The sequence below is a fragment of the Amycolatopsis nigrescens CSC17Ta-90 genome, assembly GCF_000384315.1.
Lineage (GTDB): Bacteria > Actinomycetota > Actinomycetes > Mycobacteriales > Pseudonocardiaceae > Amycolatopsis > Amycolatopsis nigrescens.
Genome location: NZ_ARVW01000001.1, coordinates 4,419,539 through 4,440,021 on the forward strand (window position 1 = coordinate 4,419,539; position 20,483 = coordinate 4,440,021).

Here is a 20,483-nt window from a genome sequence, read left to right on the forward strand (position 1 = left end):
CGCCGCGAATCCCGGATACCCCACAGCCGTCCAGGCTCGGCATGCGTGACCTGCTCACGCTCGGCTCCCACGGGATGCGGATCCGGCCGATGCGCGCCGCGCTCTCCGCGCTGGGCATCGCGATCGGGATCGCCGCGATGGTGGCGGTGCTGGGTATCCCGGCGTCCAACGCGCAGCACGTGCGGGACCAGCTTGCCGCGCTGGGTACCAACCTGCTGCGCGCCGAGCCGGGCCAGACGTTCTTCGGGGACAACGCCGAGCTGCCGGAGACGGCGGTGCCGATGGCGGCCAGGATCGCCCCGGTGACCGCGAGCACCGGCACCGGGACCGTCGGCGCGACCGTGCGCCGCACCGACCAGGTGCCGGAGAGCGAGACCTCGGGACTGGCGGTCAACGCGGCCACCCCGGACCTGCTCGGCGTGCTGGGTGGTCGGGTGCGCAGCGGGAAGTTCCTGGACGCGGCCAGCGGGAACTTCCCGGTGGTGGTGCTCGGTTCGGTGGCGGCGAGCAGGCTCGGCATCGACCGGGTCGACCCCGGTGCCGGCACCAGGGTCTGGCTGGGTGATCGCTGGTTCACCGTGATCGGCGTGCTCGACCCGATGCCACTGGCGCCGGAGATCGAGCGTTCCGCGCTGGTCGGCTGGGAGGCGGCGAAGCGGTATCTCGGTTTCGGCGGGCACCCGAGCACGGTGTACGTCCGGGCGGAGGAGTCCGCTGTGGACGATGTGCGCGACGTGCTCTCCGGGACGCTGAACCCCGCGCAGCCCAACGAGGTCAAGGTCAGCCGCCCGTCCGAGGCGCTGGAAGCGCAGCGCATCACGGAGAACTCGTACAGCTCGCTGTTCCTCGGGCTCGGCGCGGTCGCGCTGCTGGTCGGCGGGGTCGGGGTGGCCAATACGATGGTCATCTCGGTGCTCGAACGCCGACGGGAGATCGGCCTGCGGCGGGCGCTCGGTGCGACGAAACGCCAAGTGCGCGCCCAGTTCCTGGCCGAGTCGGTGCTGCTCTCCGGGCTCGGCGGTACCGGTGGTGTGCTGCTCGGCGCGATGGCGACCGCCGGCTACTCGCTGAGCCAGGGCTGGCCGGCCGTGCTGCCGGTGGCCGCGCTGCTCGGCGGCATCGCCCTGTCCGCGCTGGTCGGCGCGATCGCCGGCGCCTATCCGGCGGTGCGCGCCGCCCGGCTCCCACCCACCCAGGCCCTCGCCTGATCAATGGTTCGCGCCTGCTTTTGAGTCAATTTCAGAATTCAGCGGGCCAACGAGGCTCCGGGTGCGAACCGGTGATTGTCGAAGTCATCGGTTCGAGCCCGGAGCCTCGTTGCGCCGTCCACCGCGAAAATCGGCCGTGTAACGCGGAGCTGGTCTTGTACGACAGTGAAGGTAACCAATCCGGGTGGCCCCAGGTACGTGACTTATTGTGTCCGTCTGGCGTGCTGTCACCCTTTAGCGTTGCAATCGGTTCATCCGGGCTGCCTACGTGTCCGGTATGACTACTGGTCAGACGATCGGTGAGCCGATGTCACGCACAATCTGACCCGACGCCAACGGGTGAAAGCTGGTCGAACGATCTTGACGCCCATTCGGGTGATTAGTAGCCTTCGCCACGTCGAGTTCCGGAACCGACGAAAACCCTCAGGCATTGCCTTTCTTCTGCCGTGCAAACAATTCCTTTGTGCGGTTTCGACGACATTCAATGGAGTGTTTTCCTATGATCATGCGCAAAATTCTCACGGTCGGTGCCCTCAGTGCGGCGGCCATGATCGCCGGCGTTGCTCCCGCACTCGCCAGCACCCCGGCCGACGACGTCACCACGCTGCCCGCCGGCGACATCGGCGCGCTGTGCGACTTCGGCACCTACGGCGACTTCAGCGAGCTGTGCGACCCGGCCACGCTGGCGGACGCGGGCAAGTACCTGGACCTGGGCACTTACGGCGACTACAGCTGGCTGCTCTCGCCGGTCGGCTGAAGCGGACCACCTGGGAAACAAAGCCCCGCGGTTGGGGAAAAGGTGGGCCCGCGTGCCGGACATGCACGCGGGCCCACCGCTACCCTACCTTTTACCGCGGGGCGGCCATTTCGGTGGCAGAGTCGAGTGCGAGTTTCCAGGGGTAGTGGTCCAGGACCTTGTCGCCGCCGCGCGGCGGGTGCGGCTCGAAGGCGCCCTCGCCGAGCAGGACTCGGACACCATCGCGCCGCAATTCCTCGACGCTGCGTTGGAACGGCCGGTTGCTCGCGAGACTCTGGTTCACGAAGGGCAGCACCACAACGGGTACGCCAATTCCGCTCAGCTCGGCCAGTTGAGTGGTCAGATAGGTGTCCGCGATACCGGCGGCGAACTTGTTGATGGTGTTGTAGGTGGCCGGTGCCACGATGACGGCGTCGGGCACGGGCAGGCTGGGGTCGCCGGGCTTGCGGTAGCCGGTGCGTGCCGGGTGACCGGTGAGCCGTTCGATCGCGGCCAGGTCGAGGAAGTGGGTCACGGCGGCGGGGCTGGCGATGCAGTAGACCGACCAACCGGCGTCCTGCGCCAGCTCGATCATGACGTCGACCCGCTTGGCCGGGCCCGCGCCGGTCACCATGAGGTAGAGCACTCGCTCGGTCACGCCGCCACCCCCGCACGTTCGGCCATGCCGCTCAGCAGCCGCCCGTGCTCGCCGTTGGTATTGCGCAGTAGCAGGCGTAGTAAGCCGTGCGCCAGCGGCCGGCACCGCACCTCTTCCGGTGCGATCTGTTCCGCGAGTCGCAGGGTTTGTACCGCCGGACGGTAGTGCCCCGTCTTCGCGTTGGCTTCGGTCAGATCCAGCAGGTGGTTCGCCCGGCGTTCGGGAGGTAGCCCGGCCAAGGAGGTGGGGTCGATCGTGCGGGCGTACTCGAGTGCCCGGCCGTGTTCGTGCAGCCGCACCAGTGCCGAGACGCGGTGAATGTCCACATTGGCCTGTTCGAAGAAAGTGTTGTGCCGGTTGTGCTCCGGCTGCAGGCGTTGGGCGGCGGCGGCCGCGTCACGATGCATCTCCAGCGCCAGTCCGGCGTCCTCTCCCTGCGCGGCACTTGTGGACGCCGCAAGGTAGAGCATGCCGTACAGGGCGAGCAGGTGGTCGGCGTCGACCGTCACCTGCGGGCGCATCCTGTCGGCCATCGCGAGTAGCGCGCCGATGGCCTGTGGACGCTGGTCGTCGCCGGTCATCGCGCGGGCAACGCTGCGGGTGGCCCGCGCCAGCGCCCAGGTGTCATCCGCCGCCAGAGCCGCGTGCATGGCGCGATCGGCCGCGAGCCAGGCGAGGTCGCTCGCTTCGAACTTGAGCAGCATGGAAGAGGCCAGCCGGTAGGTGGTGACCAGCATTCGGTGGGCGCCGAGTCTTTCGTCGCCGGTGGCCGTCGGGACGGCGTTCTGCGCGGCTGTGATGAGTGTGGGCAGATGCCTGGCGACCACGGTGAAATGCGATGCCGCCCAAGCGGCGTCCAGGTAATCGGCCTGCTGGGTGATTCGGAAGGTGCCGGCCGGAGGCTCGGCCGGGGCCAGGCCGGGGTAGCTGCCGAGCGCGGACCGGATCGCCTGCACCTCGGTGGGATCGACGCACCGCGCCGCGCGTTCGGCGGCAGGCTGGTCGGTCAAGACGGCGGGGTCGATGTTCAGCACCTCGGCCACGCGTTCGAGCATCGGCAGCCGGAGCAGGGCCCGTTCGCCCTTTTCGATCTTGTCCACCCAGGAAGCCGACCGGCCGACCATATCCGCGAAGTGCTTACGGCCGAGGTTGCGCCGTCGCCGCCAGTAGCGCACCCGGTCACCGATCGCCTTGGCTTGATCGTCCATATCGCCTGTCCTCGTCAGTCGGCGGTCGGAGGCAGACTTCAGCCTAGCTGAGCGGACAGTCACACATTCTGTACAACTCGTGACCTGATCGGCGTCCTACCGTCCCCGGCCATGACACCAAAAGGGACGACGACAGGCCAGCCCGGCCGGTGGATGGCGAGTCAACTCGGGGTGGTGCCGCGTTATCGGCATTTCGTTCTGTGGAAGACGCCACTTCAGGGCGAAGGGTACGAGGCGGGCCAACAGGCCGTGTGTGGTGCGCTCGGTATCGAGGCGGATGATCGCTATCTTGCCCGGTTTCCGTACTGCCCCGATTGCAGTCGGAAGCGGGGGGACTCATGACGTTCCGAGTGCGGCCCGCGCGGCCGGGTGCCTCGGTCGCGGCTGTGGTGACTCATTACCTGCGCCAACTGCCTGAGGGCGCGGACCCGTCCACTCGGCTGGCTTTCTACCGGGCGCTGCTGGCCGCGATGGATGCCGCACCGAAGTCCGACCACCGTTACGCCTACGACGCGACGTGGTTTGCCGCGATGCGCGCCAGTGTCCAGCGTTGCATCGAATCCCATTCCGCACCTGATCGCTGAAGAGTGCGTTCAGGACCGCACGGTGGTGTACCTGAACCGCGGGCACAGGCGCACGAACCGCGGACACGCGGAGGCGGCGCGCGGACACGATGGCGTGCTGTGGTGGACTACGTGACGTGGTGCGAAGAGGGCTTGCGGTGCTGGTGGGGGCGCAGTTGGTGCTGCTCGCCGTGGTGCTGGTGTGGAAACGGCTGGACGGACTGGACCTGGACGTCTACCGGCTCGGCGCGCAGGCGTTCTTCGAGCGGGGCGACCCGTACGGCCTGCTGCCGCCGACGCGCAACGGGACCTTCCTGCCGTTCACCTATCCACCCTTCGCGGCGGTCGCCTTCGCCCCGCTGCTCGTGGTGCCGCCGCAGGCCGCGCTGGTCGCGCTCACCGTCATCTCCGTGCTGTGCCTGGCCGGCTCGCTGGCCCTGTGCCTCGGCCGCTACGACCAGCGGCTGCTGGTCGCCGGGCCAGCGGTGCTCGCCGTCGAGGCGGTCGCGCTGGTCAGCGAGCCGGTGCGGGCCACCCTCGGGTTCGGCCAGCTCAACCTGCTGCTGATGCTGCTGGTCACCGTGGACGCGCTGGCACCGATGCGGCGCTGGCCACGGGGCGTGTTGATCGGGCTGGCCGCGGCGGTGAAACTGACGCCCGCCGTTTTCGTGCTCTTCTTCTTGCTGGGCAAGGACTACAAGGCCATGGCGCGGGCGCTCTCGGTCTTCGCCGGCTGCGCGCTGATCGCCTGGCTGATCGCGCCGGACGCGTCCGTGCACTACTGGACCGAGCTGGTGTTCGCCGGGGAGCGGATCGGCGACCCCGGCTACATCGGCAACCAGTCGCTGCGCGGCATGATCGCGCGCTTCGGGTTCGACCCCGTCGTCCAGACCTGGTGCTGGGTGGCGGCCGTGCTGGTCGTGCTGGCGCTGACCGCGCTGGTCGCCCGGCGCGCGTTCGCGGCCGGGCAGCCGGTGCTCGCGCTGCTCGCCTGCGCGCTCGGCGGGCTGCTGATGTCGCCGGTCTCCTGGACGCACCACTGGGTGTGGGGCGGGCCGGTGCTCGGTGTGCTGGCCTGGCTGGCGTTGCGCGGCGGGCGAGCCCGAGCGGTGGTGCTGCTCGGGCTCGCCGCACTGGCGGGTTACGTATTCATCGACAGTCCACTGTGGAACTACCGGGACGTCTGGCCGCTGCGCGAGTCCTACGTGCTGATCGGAGCGCTTTTGCTCGGTGCCGTCGCTTGGTCAGCCCAGCCGTTCGACGACGTACTCGACACTCCTGGTCAGCGCCGTGATGTCGTCCGGCTCGATCGCGGGGAACAGGCCGACCCGTAGCTGGTTGCGGCCCAGCTTCCGGTACGGCTCCACGTCGACGATCCCGTTCGCGCGCAGCACCTTCGCCACCGCCGCCGCGTCCACCTCGTCGGTGAAGTCGACGGTGCCCACCACCTGCGAGCGCAGCGCCGGGTCGGTCACGAACGGCGTGGTGTAGCTGGTCTTCTCGGCCCATTCGTACAGCCGGCCGGAGGACTCCTTGGTGCGCGCGGTGGCCCAGTCCAGGCCGCCGTTGCCGAGCATCCACTCGATCTGGTCGGCCAGCAGGAACAGGGTGGCCACCGCCGGGGTGTTGTAGGTCTGGTCCTTGCGCGAGTTGTCCAGCGCGGTGGTCAGCGACAGGAACTCCGGGATCCACCGGTCCCCGCCGCCGATCTCGCCGACCCGCTCAATCGCGGCGGGGGACATCAGGGCCAGCCACAGGCCGCCGTCCGAGGCGAACGACTTCTGCGGCGCGAAGTAGTAGACGTCGAAGTCCTCGGCCTTGACCGGCAGGCCGCCGGCGCCCGAGGTGGCGTCGATGGCGACCAGCGCGCCCTCGCTGCCTTCGGGGCGGCGCACCGGCACCGCGACGCCGGTGGAGGTCTCGTTGTGCGCCCAGCCGACCAGGTCGGCGCCGGGCTGGTAGGCGATCTCCGGCGCGCTGCCGGGGTCGGACTTGACCACGATCGGGTCGGCCAGGAACGGCGCGCCCTTGGTCACGGTGGCGAACTTCGAGGAGAACTCGCCGTAGGTGAAGTGCTGCGCGCGCTCGCGGACGAGGCCGAACGCGGCCGCGTCCCAGAACGCGGTGGTGCCGCCGTTGCCGAGCACAACCTCGTAGCCCTCGGGCAGGCTGAACAGTTCGGAAAGTCCAGCGCGCACCCGGCCGACCAGTGACTTCACCGGCTTCTGGCGGTGCGAGGTGCCCATCAGCTCGGCGCCGTGCTTCGCCAGGTTGGCGAGCTGGTCGGCGCGGACCTTGGACGGTCCGCAGCCGAAGCGGCCGTCGGCGGGCTTGAGTTCGTCGGGAAGGGTCAACTCAGCTGCGTCGGTCATGGAGCCCAGTCTTTCAGGTTGGATTTCACCAGCTCACGCAGGTGGGGGGTGTCCGAAGGGTGAGAAATCAGCGCCAGCCGTCGGGGTCGACGCCGCCCGGCACGGGGGCCGAAGGGTCGTAGGGCGTGCGGGTGAAGATGAAGGTGGCCAGGTCGAGATGCTGCGGCACGCCGTCGGTGCCGCGGCCGACGCGCAGGGTCTCGCCCGCGTAGTAGCCGTCGAGGCCGACCCAGTGCTCGCCTTCCGGGCGGAACCGGGATGCCCGGCCGTCGCCGTCCGCCGGGGCGAGGCTCAGCCAGCCGTTGGGCAGCACCCGCAGGTGGTACGGCGTCGGCCCCCAGTGCCACAGGCCGGTCAGCGCGAGCAGCTCCGGGTCGATCTCGGCGGGGCGCCAGTCCGCGGGCAGCCGCGGCTCGTACTCGTCCACGATCGAGATCAGGTCCACGGTCAGCGACACCAGCGCGACCCCGGCGGTGGAGTTGGTCAGCACCAGCCCGCCGGTGCCGCTGGCCTCGTCGACCAGGGTGCAGGCGAGGAAGCCCGGCATCGACCCGGTGTGCCCGGCCAGCCGCCGCCCGTTGTGCCGGAACAGCTGGAGGCCCAGGCCGTAGCCGCTGGTCCATGCGTCCCCGTCGTCCACGGTGTTCAGCGCGCGCATCTCGGCCACGGTGTCCGGGTGCAGCACGTCCCCGGTGTGCCCGCCGATGAACGAGGTCCAGCGGGCCAGGTCGGTGATCGAGGACCACAGCTGCCCGGCCGGCGCCATCGCGCCCGCGTCCGGGGACGGCTCCGGCAGCAGCACGTCCGCGAACGGGTGCACCGCCCAGCCGCGGGCGTGCCTGCCCTCGGGGTGGTCGGTGGTGCGGGACATGCCGAGCGGCCCGAGCAGCTCGGACCGCATCGCCTGCAGCCAGCTCGTGCCGCGCAGCCTGGCCACCAGCTCGCCGAGCGCGCCGTAGCCGACGTTCGAGTAGTGGAACCGGCTGCCGGGGCGGTGCTTGAGCTCGGCCGGGGTGACGCTGGCTTCCAGCGCGGCCCAGTCACCGCCGAGGCTGCGCTCCCACCAGGAGCCCGGCGATTCGGAGGTGAGTCCGCCGGTGTGCGAGAGCAGCTGGGCGATGGTCAGCTTGCCGAAGGCGGTGCCGGGCAGGTGCCGCTCCAGCGGGTCGCTCAGGTCCAGTTCCCCCGCGTCGCGCAGCCGCATGACCAGCGCGGCGACCATGGACTTGGTGATCGAACCGAGCCGGTACTGGGTGTCGGTGTCCGGGCTGGCCCCGTCCACGAATCCCCTGGCGCCGGACCAGGCGAGCTTGCCGTCCCGGACGACGGCGGCGACGAGTGACGGGGCGCGGTTCGTGGCCTGCTCGGTGGCGACTCGGCGGAGCAGGGCGAACTCGGTTGTGGCGAGCATGACGGTCATTCTGCCTCCGCCGGAGTGTGCTCGGTGCAAGAGGCCGGGCTGTGCCGCCGCGGCCAGGTGCCAGGCGCCCGTTACACCGGTGTGATAGCCCGAACGGGCCATTTCGGCGGGGTCCTGAGATAGCGGATCAAAGGTGCTTGCGCAATCCTGGTGAATTTGCCGGTTGTCCGGTCACAGGCACTTGCGGTTCCTCTAGTGTTCTGTCCGCGGCAGAGAGGCTTCGAACAAGCTTCTCTGCCGTCGCTGTTGCGGCACAGCAAAACCAGGGCGAACCCGCCCGTTGGAAATCCGTTCTCTCGCCGGTGAGAATTTGCGCCCATTCCCGGCAGGGAGATCAGTCTGGATCTTGCCGTTTTCCCTTCCGGCCGCGTCGGGGCCGTGGAAACCATAAGCGAGTTGTGCGGCGAGAATCACACGAAAGGTATGAGAGTTCATGGGCTGGCCCGAATTCCATCGGCGGCAGGACATCATCCAGGCCGTCTTGCGGCAGGCGCGGCGCGGTCCGCGCGACCCGCTGCCGTTCGCCGGGGTACCCGGTGCGGTCGAGATGTTCGGCACCGAGCAGGACCTGCTGCTGGCGTTGCAGCACAAGTGGGGCCAACTGCTCGGCGGCTACCTCCGGGCGGCCGTCGGCGACCACGTCGGGGGCGATGCCGACGAGAACGCCGACCTGGTCGGCGAGGTTTCCCGTGCCTGGCAAGCCGCGAGCCGCGAGCACGAGACGCTGCGCGCCGTGCTCGACGCGCACCACGAGCGTTTCCCGGTGGTGGCCGAGCAGCGCCGGGCGGAACTGCGGCTGCTGGTGACGACCGCGGGTCTCGCCGATCCCGAGGAGCCCGTCGAGCTGGTCACCAGGGTCGGTGCGGTGTTCGACACGCTGCTCCGCCAGCGCCCGAGCACGCGGGTGGAGGTGATGCGCGGACGGCGATCCCTCGCCAAACTGTCCAGCTGAGGCGCACCCGGCGGTGCTCAGCGCAGGAGGCCACGCTCCATCGCGGTGGTCACCGCCGCGGTCCGGTCGGACACGCCCAGCTTGCCGAACACCCGCAGCAGATGCGTTTTCACGGTGGCCTCGCTGATGTGCAGGGCACGCCCGATGTCGGCGTTGGTGCCGCCCTTCGCGACCAGTCGCAGCACCTCGACCTCGCGCGCGGACAGCGGTTGCGGCGCCGGGTGGCGGACCTGCCGCACCAGCCGGCCCGCCACCGACGGGGCCAGCACGGTCTCCCCGCGGGACGCGGCCCGGATGGCGTCGGCGAGCTCGGCCCGCGAGGCGTCCTTCAGCAGGTAGCCCGCCGCGCCGGCCTCCACCGCGCGCAGGATGTCCGCGTCGGTCTCGTAGGTGGTCAGCACCACCACCCGTTGCCGCGGGTGCTCGGCGAGGATCGCGCGGATGGCGCCGACGCCGTCCAGCCCAGGCATCCGGAGGTCCATCAGGATCACGTCCGGCCGCTTCAGCCTGGCCAGCGCCACCGCCTCGTCGCCGGACCCGGCTTCCCCGACCACGCTCAGGTCCGGCTCGGCCTGCAGCATGCCGCGCAGCCCCTCCCGCACCACCGGGTGATCGTCGACCAGCATGATGGTGATCATCGCGGCACCTCTAGCTCCACGGTCGTCCCGGCACCCGGCTCGCTGCGGATGGTCAGCGTGCCACCGACCTGCTCCGCCCGCGTCCGCATCCCGCGCAGCCCGAACCGGGCGGTCTCCCCGGCCACCACGAAACCGGCGCCGTCGTCGGTCACGGTCAGCCGCACCAGATCGTCCACAACAGACAGTCCTATTGAGACGCTGTCAGCGTGCGCGTGCTTGCGCACGTTCGTCAGCGCTTCCTGCGCGGCCCGCAGCAGCACCACGTCGGTGGCCATGCCCAGCGGCGGCAGCTCGGCGATCTCGCAGCGCACCCGCGACCCGGTCTCCTCGGCCAACCGGTCGGCCTGGCGGCGGACCGCATCCTCCAGCGATCCGGCGTCCAGCGCGGACGGGGTCAGCGCGGCCACCATCGCGCGCGCCTCGGCCAGGTTCTCCCGCGCGGTGCGGGCGGTCAGCTCCAGATGCCGCCTCGCCGCCGCCGGCTCGGTGTCCATTTCGGACTCCGCGGCCTGCGCCAGCGTCACGATGCTGGTGAAGCCCTGCGCCAGCGTGTCGTGGATTTCCCTGGCGAGGCGCTCCCGCTCGGCCGCGGTGCCCGCCTCGTGGGAGAGCATGGCCACTTCCGCCCTGCTGGCCTCCAGCTTCTCGATCAGCTCGGCGCGTTCCTTGCTCTGCTGCACCACGCGTTGCAGCCAGAAGCCGATGAACACGCCGAACAGCGCCAGGATCGCGGTCATCGGCAGCAAGGTGGCCAGGTCCGGCTCGCGCACCCCGTGCTTGATGATCACCGAAGCCGGCGGCAGCAGCACCGCCAGCGTGGTGACCACCGTGGCCGGCACCGCCGGTAGCGTCAGGTAGAGCATCGGGCAGACCGCGAACAGGACGAATCCGCCGTTCGGGTCGGCCAGCACCGCCACCACGGTCAGCGCCACCAGCACCGCGGCGAACCAGCGGTCCCCGCGCCGCTGCTCGTCGGCCATGGTGATCCGGCGGCCGGCCAGCAGGTAGCTCAGCGCGATCGCGGCCACCGCCCCGGTGGCGACCAGCCGGTCACCGGCCGGGTTCGGGTAGCCCAGTACGAGCCAGAAAGTGGCGGCGAAGTCGATCGCGAAGAACGCGTCCCACAACCAGTACCAGCGCCGCCACGCGTCCGGCGTCACCGATCCCGGTCGGTCCAGCGGAAGCTCAGCCGGCACAGCACCAGCCCGGCCACGCACCAGCCGCCGAGCACTAGTGCGACCTTCCCGAGCTCCCATTGCCCCGCCATCTCGTAGACCACCATCGAATCCGGCAGGAACACCGAGCGGAAGCCCTGGCAGATCCACTTCACCGGGAAGAACGATGCCACGTCGACCATCACCCCCGGCAGGCTGGTGATCGGCGTGACGAACACGCCGGAGACGAACTGCAGCCCGAGGTAGATCAGGTTCATCACCGCGGACGCGCCGTTCACCGACCTGGCCAGCGAACTGGCCGCGATGCCGAGCAGCGAGCAGGCGATGATGCCGAGCGCGAACACCCAGCCGAAGGTCAGCCATTTCGCCGCCGTCGCGGGCAGGGTGAGGTCGAACAGCAGCGTCGCGGCGGTGAGCATCAGCAGCGCTTCGGCCAGGCTGGCCACCGCCACCAGCACGATCTTGCCGATGAAGTAGGAGCCGACCGGCATCGGCGTGCCGCGCAGCCGCTTCAGCGTCCCGTCCTCCCGGTCGGCGGCGACGCCGATGCCCATCGTGTTGAACGAGGTGGAGATGATGCCGGCGCCGATCATGCCGGCCGCCAGCACCTGGCTGGCGGTGACGCCGGTGCCTTGGTAGGAGTCCTTGAACATCGAGCCGAGCAGCACCATCAGGAAGGTCGGCAGGGCGAAGGTGAAGATCACCTGTTCCCGGTGCCGGAAGAACTCGGTCAGCTCGATCCGGCCGCGGGCGAGGCCGAGCGCGAGCGTGCCGGGCAGTGCCGCCACGGCCGCCGTGGTCCGCGTGTTCCTCGGTGCTCGCGGGGTGGTCACCGTGGTGCTCATCGCTGTGCTCCGATCAGTTCGAGGTAGGTGTCCTCCAGGCTCGGCCGGGTGACGGTCAGTTCGGCGAGCTCGCTACCCCCAGCAGAGAGCTCGTTGATCACCCGGGTCGGGGTCTGCGTGCGTACCTCCCGCGGTCCGCTCGCGTCGGTCCAGCGCACGGTCGCCCGCGCGCCGGCCCGGCCGCCGAGGTTGGCAGGGGTGTCTTCGGCGACGATCCGGCCGCGGGCGATCACCGCCACCCGGTCGGCCAGCGCCTCGGCCTCGTCCAGGTAGTGCGTGGTCAGCAGGATCGTGCTGCCCTCCGCGGCGAGCGCGCGGATCAGGTCCCAGAACTGCCGTCGTGCCTTCGGGTCGAAGCCGGTGGTCGGCTCGTCCAGGAAGATCAGCTCCGGCCTGCCGATGATGCCCAGCGCCACGTCCACCCGGCGACGCTGGCCGCCGGAGAGCGAGCGCACCTTGGCCTTGGCCTTCTCGGCTAGCCCGACCTGTTCGAGCACCTGCTCCGGGTCGCGCGGGTTCGGGTAGTAGCGGGCGAAATGCCGGACGGTCTCGGCCACCGTGAGCCCGGCCGCGTCCTGCGCGGTCTGCAGCACGATGCCCAGCTTCGAGCGCCAGGCGCGCCCGGCCGTGCCGGGATCCTCGCCGAGCACGGTGACCTCGCCGGCGGTGCGCCGTCGGTGTCCCTCCAGGATCTCCACCGTGGTGGTCTTGCCGGCCCCGTTCGGCCCGAGCAGCGAGAACACCTCACCGCGGTGAATCTCCAGGTCGATGCCGGCCACCGCGAGCTGGCCGGGGTACTCCTTGCGCAGGCCGCGCACTTCGATCGCGTTCATGCCCTCAGCCTGCTGCCGTCGGCTCGCCTCCGGGACGACCTCTCCACTGAATCCCGCTGTCCACCGTTCGATGGACACGCCCGTCCCGGCCGTGCGGAAGGTCGGAATCGCAGAGTTTCCCGTGGAACCAAACGATTCCACGGCGAAACCGAGTAGCTGAGCGCGATCGGGAGCAGCCAACTCGGTGACCGGAACCGCCAACACGGTGACGAGGGCGGCCAACACGGTGATCCGCGCTTATTGACAAACTGTCTAACATGACAATATGTCTCATACGTGGGTGACGGCCAGCGACGGTGTGCGCCTCTCGGTGCGGGCGACCGGCCCGGAAGACGCGCCGGTGCTGATAGCCGTGCACGGCTATCCGGACAACTCCTCGATGTGGGACGGGGTGGTGGCCGAGTTCGGCGACCGCTACCGCGTGGTCGTCTACGACGTTCGGGGAGCGGGCGAATCGGACAAGCCGCGCGGCCGTCGCGCCTACCGGCTGGACCAGCTGGAGCGCGACCTCGCTGCGGTGGCGGAACACGTCGCGCCCGGCGGCCGGTTCCACCTGCTGGCGCACGACTGGGGCTCGATCCAGGCATGGCAGGCGGTCACCGGTGACCTGCTGCGCGGTCGGATCGCCTCGTACACCTCGATTTCCGGGCCGAGCCTTGATCACGCCGGCGCCTGGTTCCGCGCCCAGCTGCGGCCGAGCCCGCGCGCGTTGCGGCACGCGCTCGGCCAGTTCCTGCACTCCGGCTACATCGCCTACTTCCAGCTCCCGCTGATCCCGGAACTGGTCTGGCGGCTCGGCCTGATGGGCAGGCTGATGCGGGTGCTGGAGCCGTCCGCGGGCAGCCCGGTCGCTTCGGACGGCGTGCACGGGCTCAATCTCTACCGCGCGAACATTTTCTCCCGGATGGTGCGGCCGGCGCCGCGGCAGGCGGACATTCCGGTGCAGGTGCTCGCGCCCACCGGCGATTCGTTCGTCGGCACCCCGATGCAGACCGAAATCGAGCGCTGGGTACCGCAGCTGCGGGTGCGCAAGGTGGTCGGCAGCCACTGGATCACCAGGAGCAAACCCGAGCTGATCGCCCGCGCCGCTGGTGAGCTGATCGACCACGTCGAGGGCGGCGAAGAGCCGCGAAGCCTGCGACGGGCCAGGGTGAACGACACGAAGCGCGGGCACTTCGCGGACCAGTTGGTGGTGGTGACCGGGGCCGGCAGCGGGATCGGGCGCGCCACCGCGCTGGCCTTCGCCGAGCAGGGCGCCGACCTGGTGCTCACCGACATCAACAAGGACGCGGCGAGCGAGACCGTGAAACTGGTCCGCGCCAAGGGCTCCGCGGCCACTGAGTACAAAGTGGACTCATCGGACGGGGATGCGGTGGCGGAGTTCGCCAAGCAGGTCCGGGCCGAGCACGGGGTGCCGGACATCGTGGTGAACAACGCCGGCATCGGCATGTCCGGCCCCTTCCTGGACACCTCGCAGGCGGACTGGGAAAAGGTCATCGACGTCAACCTGTGGGGCGTGATCCACGGCTGCCGTGCCTTCGCCGAGCAGCTGGTGGAGCGCGGCGAGGGCGGGCACATCGTGAACCTCGCTTCCGCCGCCGCGTACCTGCCGTCGCGGACGCTGCCCGCTTACGCCACCACGAAGTCCGCGGTGCTGATGCTGACCGAATGCCTGCGCGCGGAACTGGCCGCGCACGGGATCGGGGTGACCGCGATCTGCCCCGGCATCGTGCACACGAACATCACCAGCACCACCAGGTTCGTCGGCGTGGACCAGGTGGAGCAGCGGCGGCGGCAGAAGTCCGCGACGAAGCTGTACGGCAAGCGGAACTTCGGCCCGGAGAAGGTGGCCGCTGACATCCTGCGGGCGGTGCAGAAGAACACCGCGCTCGCCCCGTCCACGCCGGAGGCGAAGGCGGCACTGGTCGCCTCCCGGCTGACCCCCGGCCTGCTGCGGGCGGCCGCGAAACGGGACGTCACCCCTTGAGCGTGTCCCGCAAACCGCGCCGGATGACCAAGGAGGCCAGGCGGGAGGGGCTGATCGCGGCGGCACTGGAGCTGTTCGGCGAGCGCGCGCCGGAACTGGTCACCGTGGACGACCTGATCGTCCGCGCGGACATCTCCCGGCCGTTGTTCTACCGGTACTTCTCCAGCCTGCACGAGCTGCGGCTGGCCGCGCTGCGCAAGGTCACCGACGGCCTGATCGACCGGCTGGCGGAACTGGCCGAAGGGCCGCCGCTGGACCGGCTGCGCGCCGCGGTCCGCGGCCTGATCGAGGTCGCCGACGAGTACCAGGCCGGTTATGTCGCACTGCTGCGCGGCGGTTCGGTGATCGCCACTTCGGACACGGACGCGGTGGTGGACCAGGTGCGCAACCGCTCGGTGCGGCTGATCCTGGACGCGACCGGCGTCACCGAGCCGTCGCCGCTGCTGCTGCTCACCCTGCGCTGCTGGATCGCGGTGGTCGAGGGCACCCTGCTGAGCTGGCTGCAGGAGCGCACCGTTCCGCGCGAGTCGCTGGACGGCTGGCTGGTCGATCAGCTCGTCGCCATGGTCGCCGCCACCGCCCAACACGACCCCTCCGCCGCCGCGCTACTCCCCACCGGCAAATAGCCGGCTTTTTGCCCTCACGCGAACGAGCCCAACGTGACGTTTGGCCGCTAGAACGAGCCGAACGTCACGTTGGGCCGTGACGGGTGGGGCTGGTGGGATCAGAGTGCGGTGACGGTCGGCCAGCCTTCGACCTCCTGCGGGCTGCGCGGGCCGGGGCCGACGTACTTCGCGGACGGGCGCACCAGGCGGCCGGTCTGCTTCTGCTCCAGGATGTGCGCGGCCCAGCCGGCGGTCCGCGCGGAGCTGAACATGGCCGGCATCATGTGCGTCGGCACCTTGGCGAAGTCCAGGATCACCGCCGCCCAGAACTCCACATTGGTCTCGATCGGCCGGTCCGGCCGCCGCTCGCGCAGCTCGGCCAGCGCGGCCTGCTCCAGCGCGGCGGCCACCTCGTACCGCTCGGCGCCGAGCTCGCGGCAGGTCCGGCGGAGCACCCTGGCGCGCGGGTCCTCGGCGCGGTACACCCGGTGGCCGAAGCCCATCAGCCGCTCCCGGCGGTCCAGGATGCCCTTGACCACCCCGGCCGCGTCGCCGGTGCGCTCCGCCTCGGCGATCATCGGCAGCACCCTGGCCGGCGCGCCGCCGTGCAGCGGGCCGGACATCGCGCCGATCGCGCCGGACAGCGCGGCGGCAACGTCGGCCCCGGTGGAAGCGATCACGCGAGCGGTGAAGGTGGACGCGTTCAGCCCGTGCTCGGCGGCGGAGACCCAGTACGCGTCCACGGCCTTCACGTGTGCCGGGTCCGGCTCGCCGCGCCAGCGCACCATGAACCGCTCGGTGATCGTGTTCGCTTCGTCCACCCTGGACTGCGGCACGGCCGGCACCCCGATCCCGCGCGCGGACTGGGCGACATAGGACAGTGCCATCACCGAGGCGCGGGCGAGCTGGTCGCGGGCATCGGCGTCGGAGATGTCGAGCAGCGGCTGGTAACCCCAGATCGGCGCCAGCATGGCCAGCGCGGACTGCACGTCGACCCGGACGTCGCCGGTGTGCACCGGGATCGGGAATGCCTCTGCTGGCGGCAGTCCGTGCCCGAACCGGCCGTCCACCAGCAGACCCCACACGTCGCCGAAACTCACCTTGCCGGCCAGGTCCTCGATGTCCACGCCGCGATATCGGAGGGCGCCGCCGTCGCGGTCGGGTTCGGCGATCTCGGTGCGGAAGGCGACCACGCCTTCCAGACCAGGCCGGAACCCGTCGTCCGGTTCAGCGGACTCTTCGACCGTGGAAGTGGATGCGGGCGCTGACGTAGTCATTGATCAGACCTTTCGATGCGCGTTCCCGAAAACTTGCTTGTGGCGCGCACGGGTGACGCGCAGGGGCGCGCACCATCGCACGAGTGAGACAAACCTTGCTCCTATGACGGTCGAGTATCAATCGAAAGATGCGGTGGTTTCGGTCACGATTACGAGAACGATTCAGTGCGGACGGGGGCGATCACCGGAATCATTCCCGCTAGATGATCGAGCCGCAGGTCGGCGGCGCGGACCGGCCAGGTAAATCCTGGGTTTCCAGGACGCGCGAGCCACCCGAAGCGGTGATAAACCTTTGTCATGCATCTTTCCCCGCAAGAACGGGACAAGCTGCTCGTGCACGTGGCCGCCGACGTGGCGCGCCGGCGGCTCGAGCGGGGCCTGCGGCTGAACTATCCGGAAGCCGTTGCCCTGATCACCGACCACGTGCTGGAAGGCGCGCGGGACGGGCGCACGGTGAGCGAGCTGGTCGCCAGTGGCCGCACCGTGCTGACCAGCGCGCAGGTCCTCGACGGGGTGCCGGGGATGGTGGATTCGGTGCAGGTCGAGGCGACCTTCCCGGACGGCACGAAGCTGGTCACCGTGCATGACCCGATTGTGTGAAAGGTGCGCGATGCGCCCAGGAGAGATCATTCCGGCGGACCTGCCGGTGCCGCTGAACCCCGGTAGGCCGCGGACCCGGCTGCGCGTGCGCAACACCGGTGACCGGCCGGTCCAGGTCGGCTCGCACTACCACTTCGCGCAGGTGAACCCCGCGCTCGACTTCGACCGGGAAGCGGCGCGCGGGCTGCGGCTGCACGTGCCGGCCGGCACGTCGGTGCGCTTCGAGCCCGGCATCGAGCGCGAGGTCGAGCTGGTGCCGCTGGCCGGTCGCGGCGAGGTACCCGGGCTGCGCAAGGACATGCCGTGAGCGAGATCGACCGGGCGCGTTACGTGGAGCTGTTCGGCCCGACCGTCGGCGACCGGATCCGGCTGGCCGACACCGAGCTGCTGATCGAGGTCACCGAGGACCGCAGCATGGGCCCGTCGTCCGGGGACGAGGTGCTCTTCGGCGGCGGCAAGGTGATTCGCGAGTCGATGGGCCAGTCCGTGGCCACCAGGGCCGAGGGCGCGCCGGACCTGGTCATCACCGGGGTGGTGATCCTGGACCACTGGGGCGTGGTCAAGGCGGACGTCGGTGTCCGCGACGGCCGGATCGCCGGGATCGGCAAGGCGGGCAACCCGGACACCATGGACGGGGTGCATCCGGCGCTGGTGATCGGGCCGTCCACCGAGGTGCTGGCCGGCAACGGGAAGATCCTCACCGCCGGCGGGGTGGACTGCCACGTGCACTTCATCTGCCCGCAGCTGACCGAGACCGCGCTCGCGTCCGGACTGACCACTTTGGTCGGCGGCGGCACCGGACCGGTCGAGGGCAGCAAGGCCACCACGGTCACCCCCGGCGCCTGGAACCTCGGCCGGATGCTGCAGGCGATGGACACCCAGCCGGTGAACGTGCTGCTGCTGGGCAAGGGCAACACGGTTCGCGCGGACGCGCTGCGGGAGCAGCTGCTGGCCGGTGCGGGCGGTTTCAAGCTGCACGAGGACTGGGGCAGCACCCCGGCCGCGATCGACGCCTGCCTCGGGGTGGCCGAGGAGTCCGGGGTGCAGGTGGCCATCCACACCGACACCCTGAACGAGGCCGGCTTCCTTGAGTCCACTTTGGACGCCATCGCGGGCAGGTCGATCAACGCCTACCACACCGAAGGCGCCGGCGGCGGGCACGCGCCGGACATCATCAGGGTGGTCGGCCAGCCGAACGTGCTGCCGTCCTCGACCAACCCGACCCGGCCGCACACCGCGAACACCCTGGACGAGCACCTGGACATGCTCATCGTCTGCCACCACCTCAACCCGTCGGTGCCGGAGGACCTCGCCTTCGCGGAGAGCCGGATCCGGCCGACCACGATCGCCGCCGAGGACGTGCTGCACGACCTCGGCGCGATCTCCATGATGAGCTCGGACTCGCAGGCGATGGGCCGGATCGGCGAGGTGATCATCCGGACTTGGCAGACCGCGCACGTGATGAAGCAGCGGCGCGGCGCGCTGCCCGGCGACGGCGCGGCGGACAACCTGCGGGCCCGGCGCTACGTCGCGAAATACACCATCAACCCGGCCATCGCGCACGGTATGGAGCGCGAGATCGGCTCGGTGGAGGTCGGCAAGCTGGCCGATCTGGTGCTCTGGGAGCCGAAGTTCTTCGGAGTGCGCCCGCACGTGGTGCTCAAGGGCGGATTCGCCGCCTTGGCCGCGATGGGCGACGCGAATGCGTCCATCCCCACCCCGCAGCCGGTGCTGGCCAGGCCGATGTACGGCGCCGCGCCCGCCGTCGCGGCGGCGAGCAGCCTGTACTTCGTCGCGCCCGAAGCGATGGGCTCCGGGGTGGCCGAGCAGTTCGGCATCACCCGCCCGCTGGCGCCGGTGTCGAACATGCGCGCCAGGACAAAGGCCGACATGGTGAACAACGACGCGTTGCCGGATGTGCGGGTGGATCCGGACAGTTTCGCGGTGCACGTGGACGGTGAGCTGATCGAGCCGCGGCCCGCCACCGAGCTACCGCTGGCCCAGCGGTACTTCCTGTTCTGATGGATGTGTACGCGATCCTGCTTGCCGATTCCCGCTTTCCCGGCGGCGGGCATGTGCACTCCGGCGGCCTGGAGGAAGCGGTGGCGCGCGGGCTGGTGGCCGAAGTGCGCGACCTGCCCGGGTTCCTGGCCGGGCGGCTGCGCACCGCGGGCGAGCTGGCCGCGGTGTTCGCCGCCGCGGCCGCGCACGCCGGGGCCAGAAAAGTCCATAGTGGACATTGGCGGTTGCTGGACGTCGAGCTGGACGCCCGCACGCCATCGGCCGCGCAGCGGGACGCGTCCCGCGCGCAGGGCCGCGGCACCGCGCGGGCGGGCCGGGTCGCCTGGCCGTCGCCGGTGCTGGACGGCCTGCTGCGCGTCACCCCGCGCCCGCATCATCCGGTCGTCCTCGGCGCGCTGACCGGGATCGCGGGCGGGTCACCGGCGGAGGCGGCGCTGGCGGTCGCTTATCTCGCGGTGAGCGGGCCCGCCAGCGCGGCGGTGCGACTGCTCGGGCTCGACCCGTTCGCGGTGAACGCGGTGGTCGCCGGTTTCGCGGACGAGCTGCGCGCGGTCGCCGGACGGGCCGCGGCGGCGGCCGGCGACGAACCGGCCACCCTGCCCGCGCCGGGTGCGCCGGCGCTGGACCTGCTTGCCGAAGCGCAGGTACGTCATCACAAGGAAGAGGTGCGTCTCTTTGCCAGCTGAGCACGGACACGGGCACGGACACGTGCATCCGGTCAACTTCGATCCCACGGTGGCCGAACCGGACCACTACGACGCCGCGCCGTCGCACGGCCGCGCCTACCGGATCGGCATCGGTGGGCCGGTGGGCAGCGGGAAGACCGCGCTGGTCGCCGCGCTCTGCCGCGCGCTGGGCGACGAGCTGAACCTGGCCGTGGTCACCAACGACATCTACACCACCGAGGACGCGGACTTCCTGCGCAAGGCCGGGGTGCTGGACAGCGACCGGATCGAGGCGGTGCAGACCGGTGCTTGCCCGCACACCGCGATCCGCGACGACATCACCGCGAACCTGGACGCGTCCGAGCGGCTGGAGGAGCGGTTCCCCGGCCTGGACCTGGTGATCATCGAGAGCGGCGGGGACAACCTGACCGCGGTGTTCAGCCGGGGCCTGGCGGACAGCCAGATCTTCGTGGTGGACGTGGCCGGCGGGGACAAGGTGCCGCGCAAGGGCGGGCCAGGGGTGACCACCGCGGACCTGCTGGTGATCAACAAGATCGATATCGCGCATCTGGTCGGTGCGGACATGGCGGTGATGACCTCGGACGCGCACCGGATGCGCGGCGAGCTGCCGGTGATCACGCAGTCCCTTGTGGACACTCCGGACGCGCCGGCGGTGGCGGACTGGGTGCGCTCGCTGGTGCCGGTGACCGCCGGGTGAG

At 70.4% G+C, this 20,483-nt stretch carries 21 protein-coding genes; 12 read left to right on the forward strand and 9 right to left on the reverse strand.

Annotation, left to right across the window (positions count from 1 at the left end; genetic code table 11):
• Positions 1 to 41 precede the first annotated feature (41 nt).
• Positions 42 to 1,208, forward strand: a complete 1,167-nt coding sequence (locus tag AMYNI_RS0120965) for an ABC transporter permease (RefSeq protein WP_051116347.1) — start codon at positions 42 to 44, stop codon at positions 1,206 to 1,208.
• A 505-nt stretch (positions 1,209 to 1,713) separates the two neighbouring features.
• Positions 1,714 to 1,965: a hypothetical protein gene (locus AMYNI_RS0120970; RefSeq protein ID WP_157357426.1), complete on the forward strand. Its 252-nt coding sequence runs from the start codon at positions 1,714 to 1,716 to the stop codon at positions 1,963 to 1,965.
• Positions 1,966 to 2,056: 91 nt separating this feature from the next.
• Here AMYNI_RS0120970 and AMYNI_RS0120975 read toward each other — a convergent pair whose 3' ends face one another.
• Positions 2,057 to 2,602 (reverse strand): flavoprotein, encoded by a 546-nt coding sequence (locus AMYNI_RS0120975; RefSeq protein WP_020670014.1) that lies wholly within the window; start codon positions 2,600 to 2,602, stop codon positions 2,057 to 2,059.
• The gene (locus tag AMYNI_RS0120980; protein ID WP_020670015.1) at positions 2,599 to 3,810 is read right to left on the reverse strand and encodes a helix-turn-helix domain-containing protein; all 1,212 of its coding nucleotides are present in this window, start codon (positions 3,808 to 3,810) and stop codon (positions 2,599 to 2,601) included. The genes AMYNI_RS0120975 and AMYNI_RS0120980 overlap by 4 nt, the downstream gene beginning before the upstream one ends.
• A gap of 338 nt (positions 3,811 to 4,148) precedes the next feature.
• On the opposite strand from AMYNI_RS0120980, the gene AMYNI_RS49145 reads away from it, so the two are divergent.
• On the forward strand, positions 4,149 to 4,394 hold the full coding sequence (locus AMYNI_RS49145; RefSeq protein ID WP_157357427.1) for a hypothetical protein: 246 nt from the start codon (positions 4,149 to 4,151) through the stop codon (positions 4,392 to 4,394).
• Positions 4,395 to 4,513: 119 nt separating this feature from the next.
• Positions 4,514 to 5,707 carry a glycosyltransferase 87 family protein gene (locus AMYNI_RS44990; protein ID WP_040407138.1) on the forward strand — a complete coding sequence of 398 codons (1,194 nt, stop codon included), beginning with the start codon at positions 4,514 to 4,516 and terminating at the stop codon, positions 5,705 to 5,707.
• Here AMYNI_RS44990 and serC read toward each other — a convergent pair.
• Positions 5,618 to 6,745 carry a phosphoserine transaminase gene (gene serC, locus AMYNI_RS0120990; RefSeq protein WP_020670017.1) on the reverse strand — a complete coding sequence of 376 codons (1,128 nt, stop codon included), beginning with the start codon at positions 6,743 to 6,745 and terminating at the stop codon, positions 5,618 to 5,620. The two genes, AMYNI_RS44990 and serC, sit on opposite strands and share 90 nt — an antisense overlap.
• Positions 6,746 to 6,812: 67 nt before the next feature.
• Positions 6,813 to 8,156 (reverse strand): serine hydrolase domain-containing protein, encoded by a 1,344-nt coding sequence (locus AMYNI_RS0120995; protein ID WP_026360717.1) that lies wholly within the window; start codon positions 8,154 to 8,156, stop codon positions 6,813 to 6,815.
• 442 nt (positions 8,157 to 8,598) lie between these two features.
• On the opposite strand from AMYNI_RS0120995, the gene AMYNI_RS0121000 reads away from it, so the two are divergent.
• Complete coding sequence (locus AMYNI_RS0121000) at positions 8,599 to 9,117, forward strand: hypothetical protein (protein WP_020670019.1); 519 nt, start codon at positions 8,599 to 8,601, stop codon at positions 9,115 to 9,117.
• Between the two features lie 17 nt (positions 9,118 to 9,134).
• Here the strand turns inward: AMYNI_RS0121000 and AMYNI_RS0121005 are convergent, their stop codons facing one another.
• The 4 genes from AMYNI_RS0121005 to AMYNI_RS0121020 are packed head-to-tail and all read right to left on the reverse strand — an operon-like array spanning position 9,135 to position 12,608.
• Positions 9,135 to 9,755, reverse strand: coding sequence for a response regulator (locus AMYNI_RS0121005; RefSeq protein ID WP_020670020.1), 621 nt, complete (start codon positions 9,753 to 9,755; stop codon positions 9,135 to 9,137).
• On the reverse strand, positions 9,752 to 10,951 hold the full coding sequence (locus AMYNI_RS0121010; RefSeq protein WP_245573965.1) for a sensor histidine kinase: 1,200 nt from the start codon (positions 10,949 to 10,951) through the stop codon (positions 9,752 to 9,754). Before AMYNI_RS0121010 ends, AMYNI_RS0121005 begins: the two co-directional genes overlap by 4 nt.
• Positions 10,912 to 11,775, reverse strand: a complete 864-nt coding sequence (locus AMYNI_RS0121015; RefSeq protein ID WP_020670022.1) for an ABC transporter permease — start codon at positions 11,773 to 11,775, stop codon at positions 10,912 to 10,914. Before AMYNI_RS0121015 ends, AMYNI_RS0121010 begins: the two co-directional genes overlap by 40 nt.
• Positions 11,772 to 12,608 (reverse strand): ABC transporter ATP-binding protein, encoded by an 837-nt coding sequence (locus tag AMYNI_RS0121020; protein WP_020670023.1) that lies wholly within the window; start codon positions 12,606 to 12,608, stop codon positions 11,772 to 11,774. The genes AMYNI_RS0121015 and AMYNI_RS0121020 overlap by 4 nt, the downstream gene beginning before the upstream one ends.
• 265 nt (positions 12,609 to 12,873) lie before the next feature.
• On the opposite strand from AMYNI_RS0121020, the gene AMYNI_RS0121025 reads away from it, so the two are divergent.
• Positions 12,874 to 14,595, forward strand: coding sequence for an SDR family oxidoreductase (locus AMYNI_RS0121025; protein WP_157357429.1), 1,722 nt, complete (start codon positions 12,874 to 12,876; stop codon positions 14,593 to 14,595).
• 23 nt (positions 14,596 to 14,618) lie between these two features.
• Positions 14,619 to 15,221 carry a TetR/AcrR family transcriptional regulator gene (locus tag AMYNI_RS0121030; protein WP_020670025.1) on the forward strand — a complete coding sequence of 201 codons (603 nt, stop codon included), beginning with the start codon at positions 14,619 to 14,621 and terminating at the stop codon, positions 15,219 to 15,221.
• 98 nt (positions 15,222 to 15,319) lie between these two features.
• Here AMYNI_RS0121030 and AMYNI_RS0121035 read toward each other — a convergent pair whose 3' ends face one another.
• Positions 15,320 to 16,477 (reverse strand): citrate synthase 2, encoded by a 1,158-nt coding sequence (locus tag AMYNI_RS0121035; RefSeq protein ID WP_026360720.1) that lies wholly within the window; start codon positions 16,475 to 16,477, stop codon positions 15,320 to 15,322.
• 297 nt (positions 16,478 to 16,774) lie between these two features.
• On the opposite strand from AMYNI_RS0121035, the gene AMYNI_RS0121040 reads away from it, so the two are divergent.
• The 5 genes from AMYNI_RS0121040 to ureG are packed head-to-tail and all read left to right on the forward strand — an operon-like array spanning position 16,775 to position 20,482.
• Positions 16,775 to 17,077: an urease subunit gamma gene (locus tag AMYNI_RS0121040; protein WP_020670027.1), complete on the forward strand. Its 303-nt coding sequence runs from the start codon at positions 16,775 to 16,777 to the stop codon at positions 17,075 to 17,077.
• Between the two features lie 10 nt (positions 17,078 to 17,087).
• A complete protein-coding gene (locus AMYNI_RS0121045; protein WP_020670028.1) occupies positions 17,088 to 17,384 on the forward strand; it encodes an urease subunit beta in 297 nt (98 codons plus the stop codon).
• Positions 17,381 to 19,099 carry an urease subunit alpha gene (locus tag AMYNI_RS0121050; RefSeq protein WP_020670029.1) on the forward strand — a complete coding sequence of 573 codons (1,719 nt, stop codon included), beginning with the start codon at positions 17,381 to 17,383 and terminating at the stop codon, positions 19,097 to 19,099. Before AMYNI_RS0121045 ends, AMYNI_RS0121050 begins: the two co-directional genes overlap by 4 nt.
• Entirely contained in the window at positions 19,099 to 19,785 is a 687-nt protein-coding gene (locus tag AMYNI_RS0121055) for an urease accessory protein UreF (RefSeq protein ID WP_020670030.1), read from the forward strand. Before AMYNI_RS0121050 ends, AMYNI_RS0121055 begins: the two co-directional genes overlap by 1 nt.
• Positions 19,775 to 20,482: an urease accessory protein UreG gene (gene ureG, locus AMYNI_RS0121060; protein WP_026360721.1), complete on the forward strand. Its 708-nt coding sequence runs from the start codon at positions 19,775 to 19,777 to the stop codon at positions 20,480 to 20,482. Before AMYNI_RS0121055 ends, ureG begins: the two co-directional genes overlap by 11 nt.
• Position 20,483: the final 1 nt, after the last annotated feature.

Bases quoted from the DNA above. Each gene is read 5' to 3' on its own strand.
- AMYNI_RS0120965 (WP_051116347.1), top strand. From the start codon at position 42: ATGCGTGACCTGCTCACGCTCGGCTCCCACGGGATGCGGATCCGGCCG.
- AMYNI_RS0121000 (WP_020670019.1), top strand. From the start codon at position 8,599: ATGGGCTGGCCCGAATTCCATCGGCGGCAGGACATCATCCAGGCCGTC.
- AMYNI_RS0121005 (WP_020670020.1), bottom strand. From the start codon at position 9,755: ATGATCACCATCATGCTGGTCGACGATCACCCGGTGGTGCGGGAGGGG.
- AMYNI_RS0121015 (WP_020670022.1), bottom strand. From the start codon at position 11,775: ATGAGCACCACGGTGACCACCCCGCGAGCACCGAGGAACACGCGGACC.
- AMYNI_RS0121055 (WP_020670030.1), top strand. From the start codon at position 19,099: ATGGATGTGTACGCGATCCTGCTTGCCGATTCCCGCTTTCCCGGCGGC.
- serC (WP_020670017.1), bottom strand. From the start codon at position 6,745: ATGACCGACGCAGCTGAGTTGACCCTTCCCGACGAACTCAAGCCCGCC.
- AMYNI_RS0121030 (WP_020670025.1), top strand. From the start codon at position 14,619: ATGACCAAGGAGGCCAGGCGGGAGGGGCTGATCGCGGCGGCACTGGAG.
- AMYNI_RS49145 (WP_157357427.1), top strand. From the start codon at position 4,149: ATGACGTTCCGAGTGCGGCCCGCGCGGCCGGGTGCCTCGGTCGCGGCT.
- AMYNI_RS0121035 (WP_026360720.1), bottom strand. From the start codon at position 16,477: ATGACTACGTCAGCGCCCGCATCCACTTCCACGGTCGAAGAGTCCGCT.
- AMYNI_RS0121040 (WP_020670027.1), top strand. From the start codon at position 16,775: ATGCATCTTTCCCCGCAAGAACGGGACAAGCTGCTCGTGCACGTGGCC.
- AMYNI_RS0121045 (WP_020670028.1), top strand. From the start codon at position 17,088: ATGCGCCCAGGAGAGATCATTCCGGCGGACCTGCCGGTGCCGCTGAAC.
- AMYNI_RS0120970 (WP_157357426.1), top strand. From the start codon at position 1,714: ATGCGCAAAATTCTCACGGTCGGTGCCCTCAGTGCGGCGGCCATGATC.
- AMYNI_RS0120980 (WP_020670015.1), bottom strand. From the start codon at position 3,810: ATGGACGATCAAGCCAAGGCGATCGGTGACCGGGTGCGCTACTGGCGG.
- AMYNI_RS0121020 (WP_020670023.1), bottom strand. From the start codon at position 12,608: ATGAACGCGATCGAAGTGCGCGGCCTGCGCAAGGAGTACCCCGGCCAG.
- AMYNI_RS0120995 (WP_026360717.1), bottom strand. From the start codon at position 8,156: ATGCTCGCCACAACCGAGTTCGCCCTGCTCCGCCGAGTCGCCACCGAG.
- AMYNI_RS0121025 (WP_157357429.1), top strand. From the start codon at position 12,874: ATGTCTCATACGTGGGTGACGGCCAGCGACGGTGTGCGCCTCTCGGTG.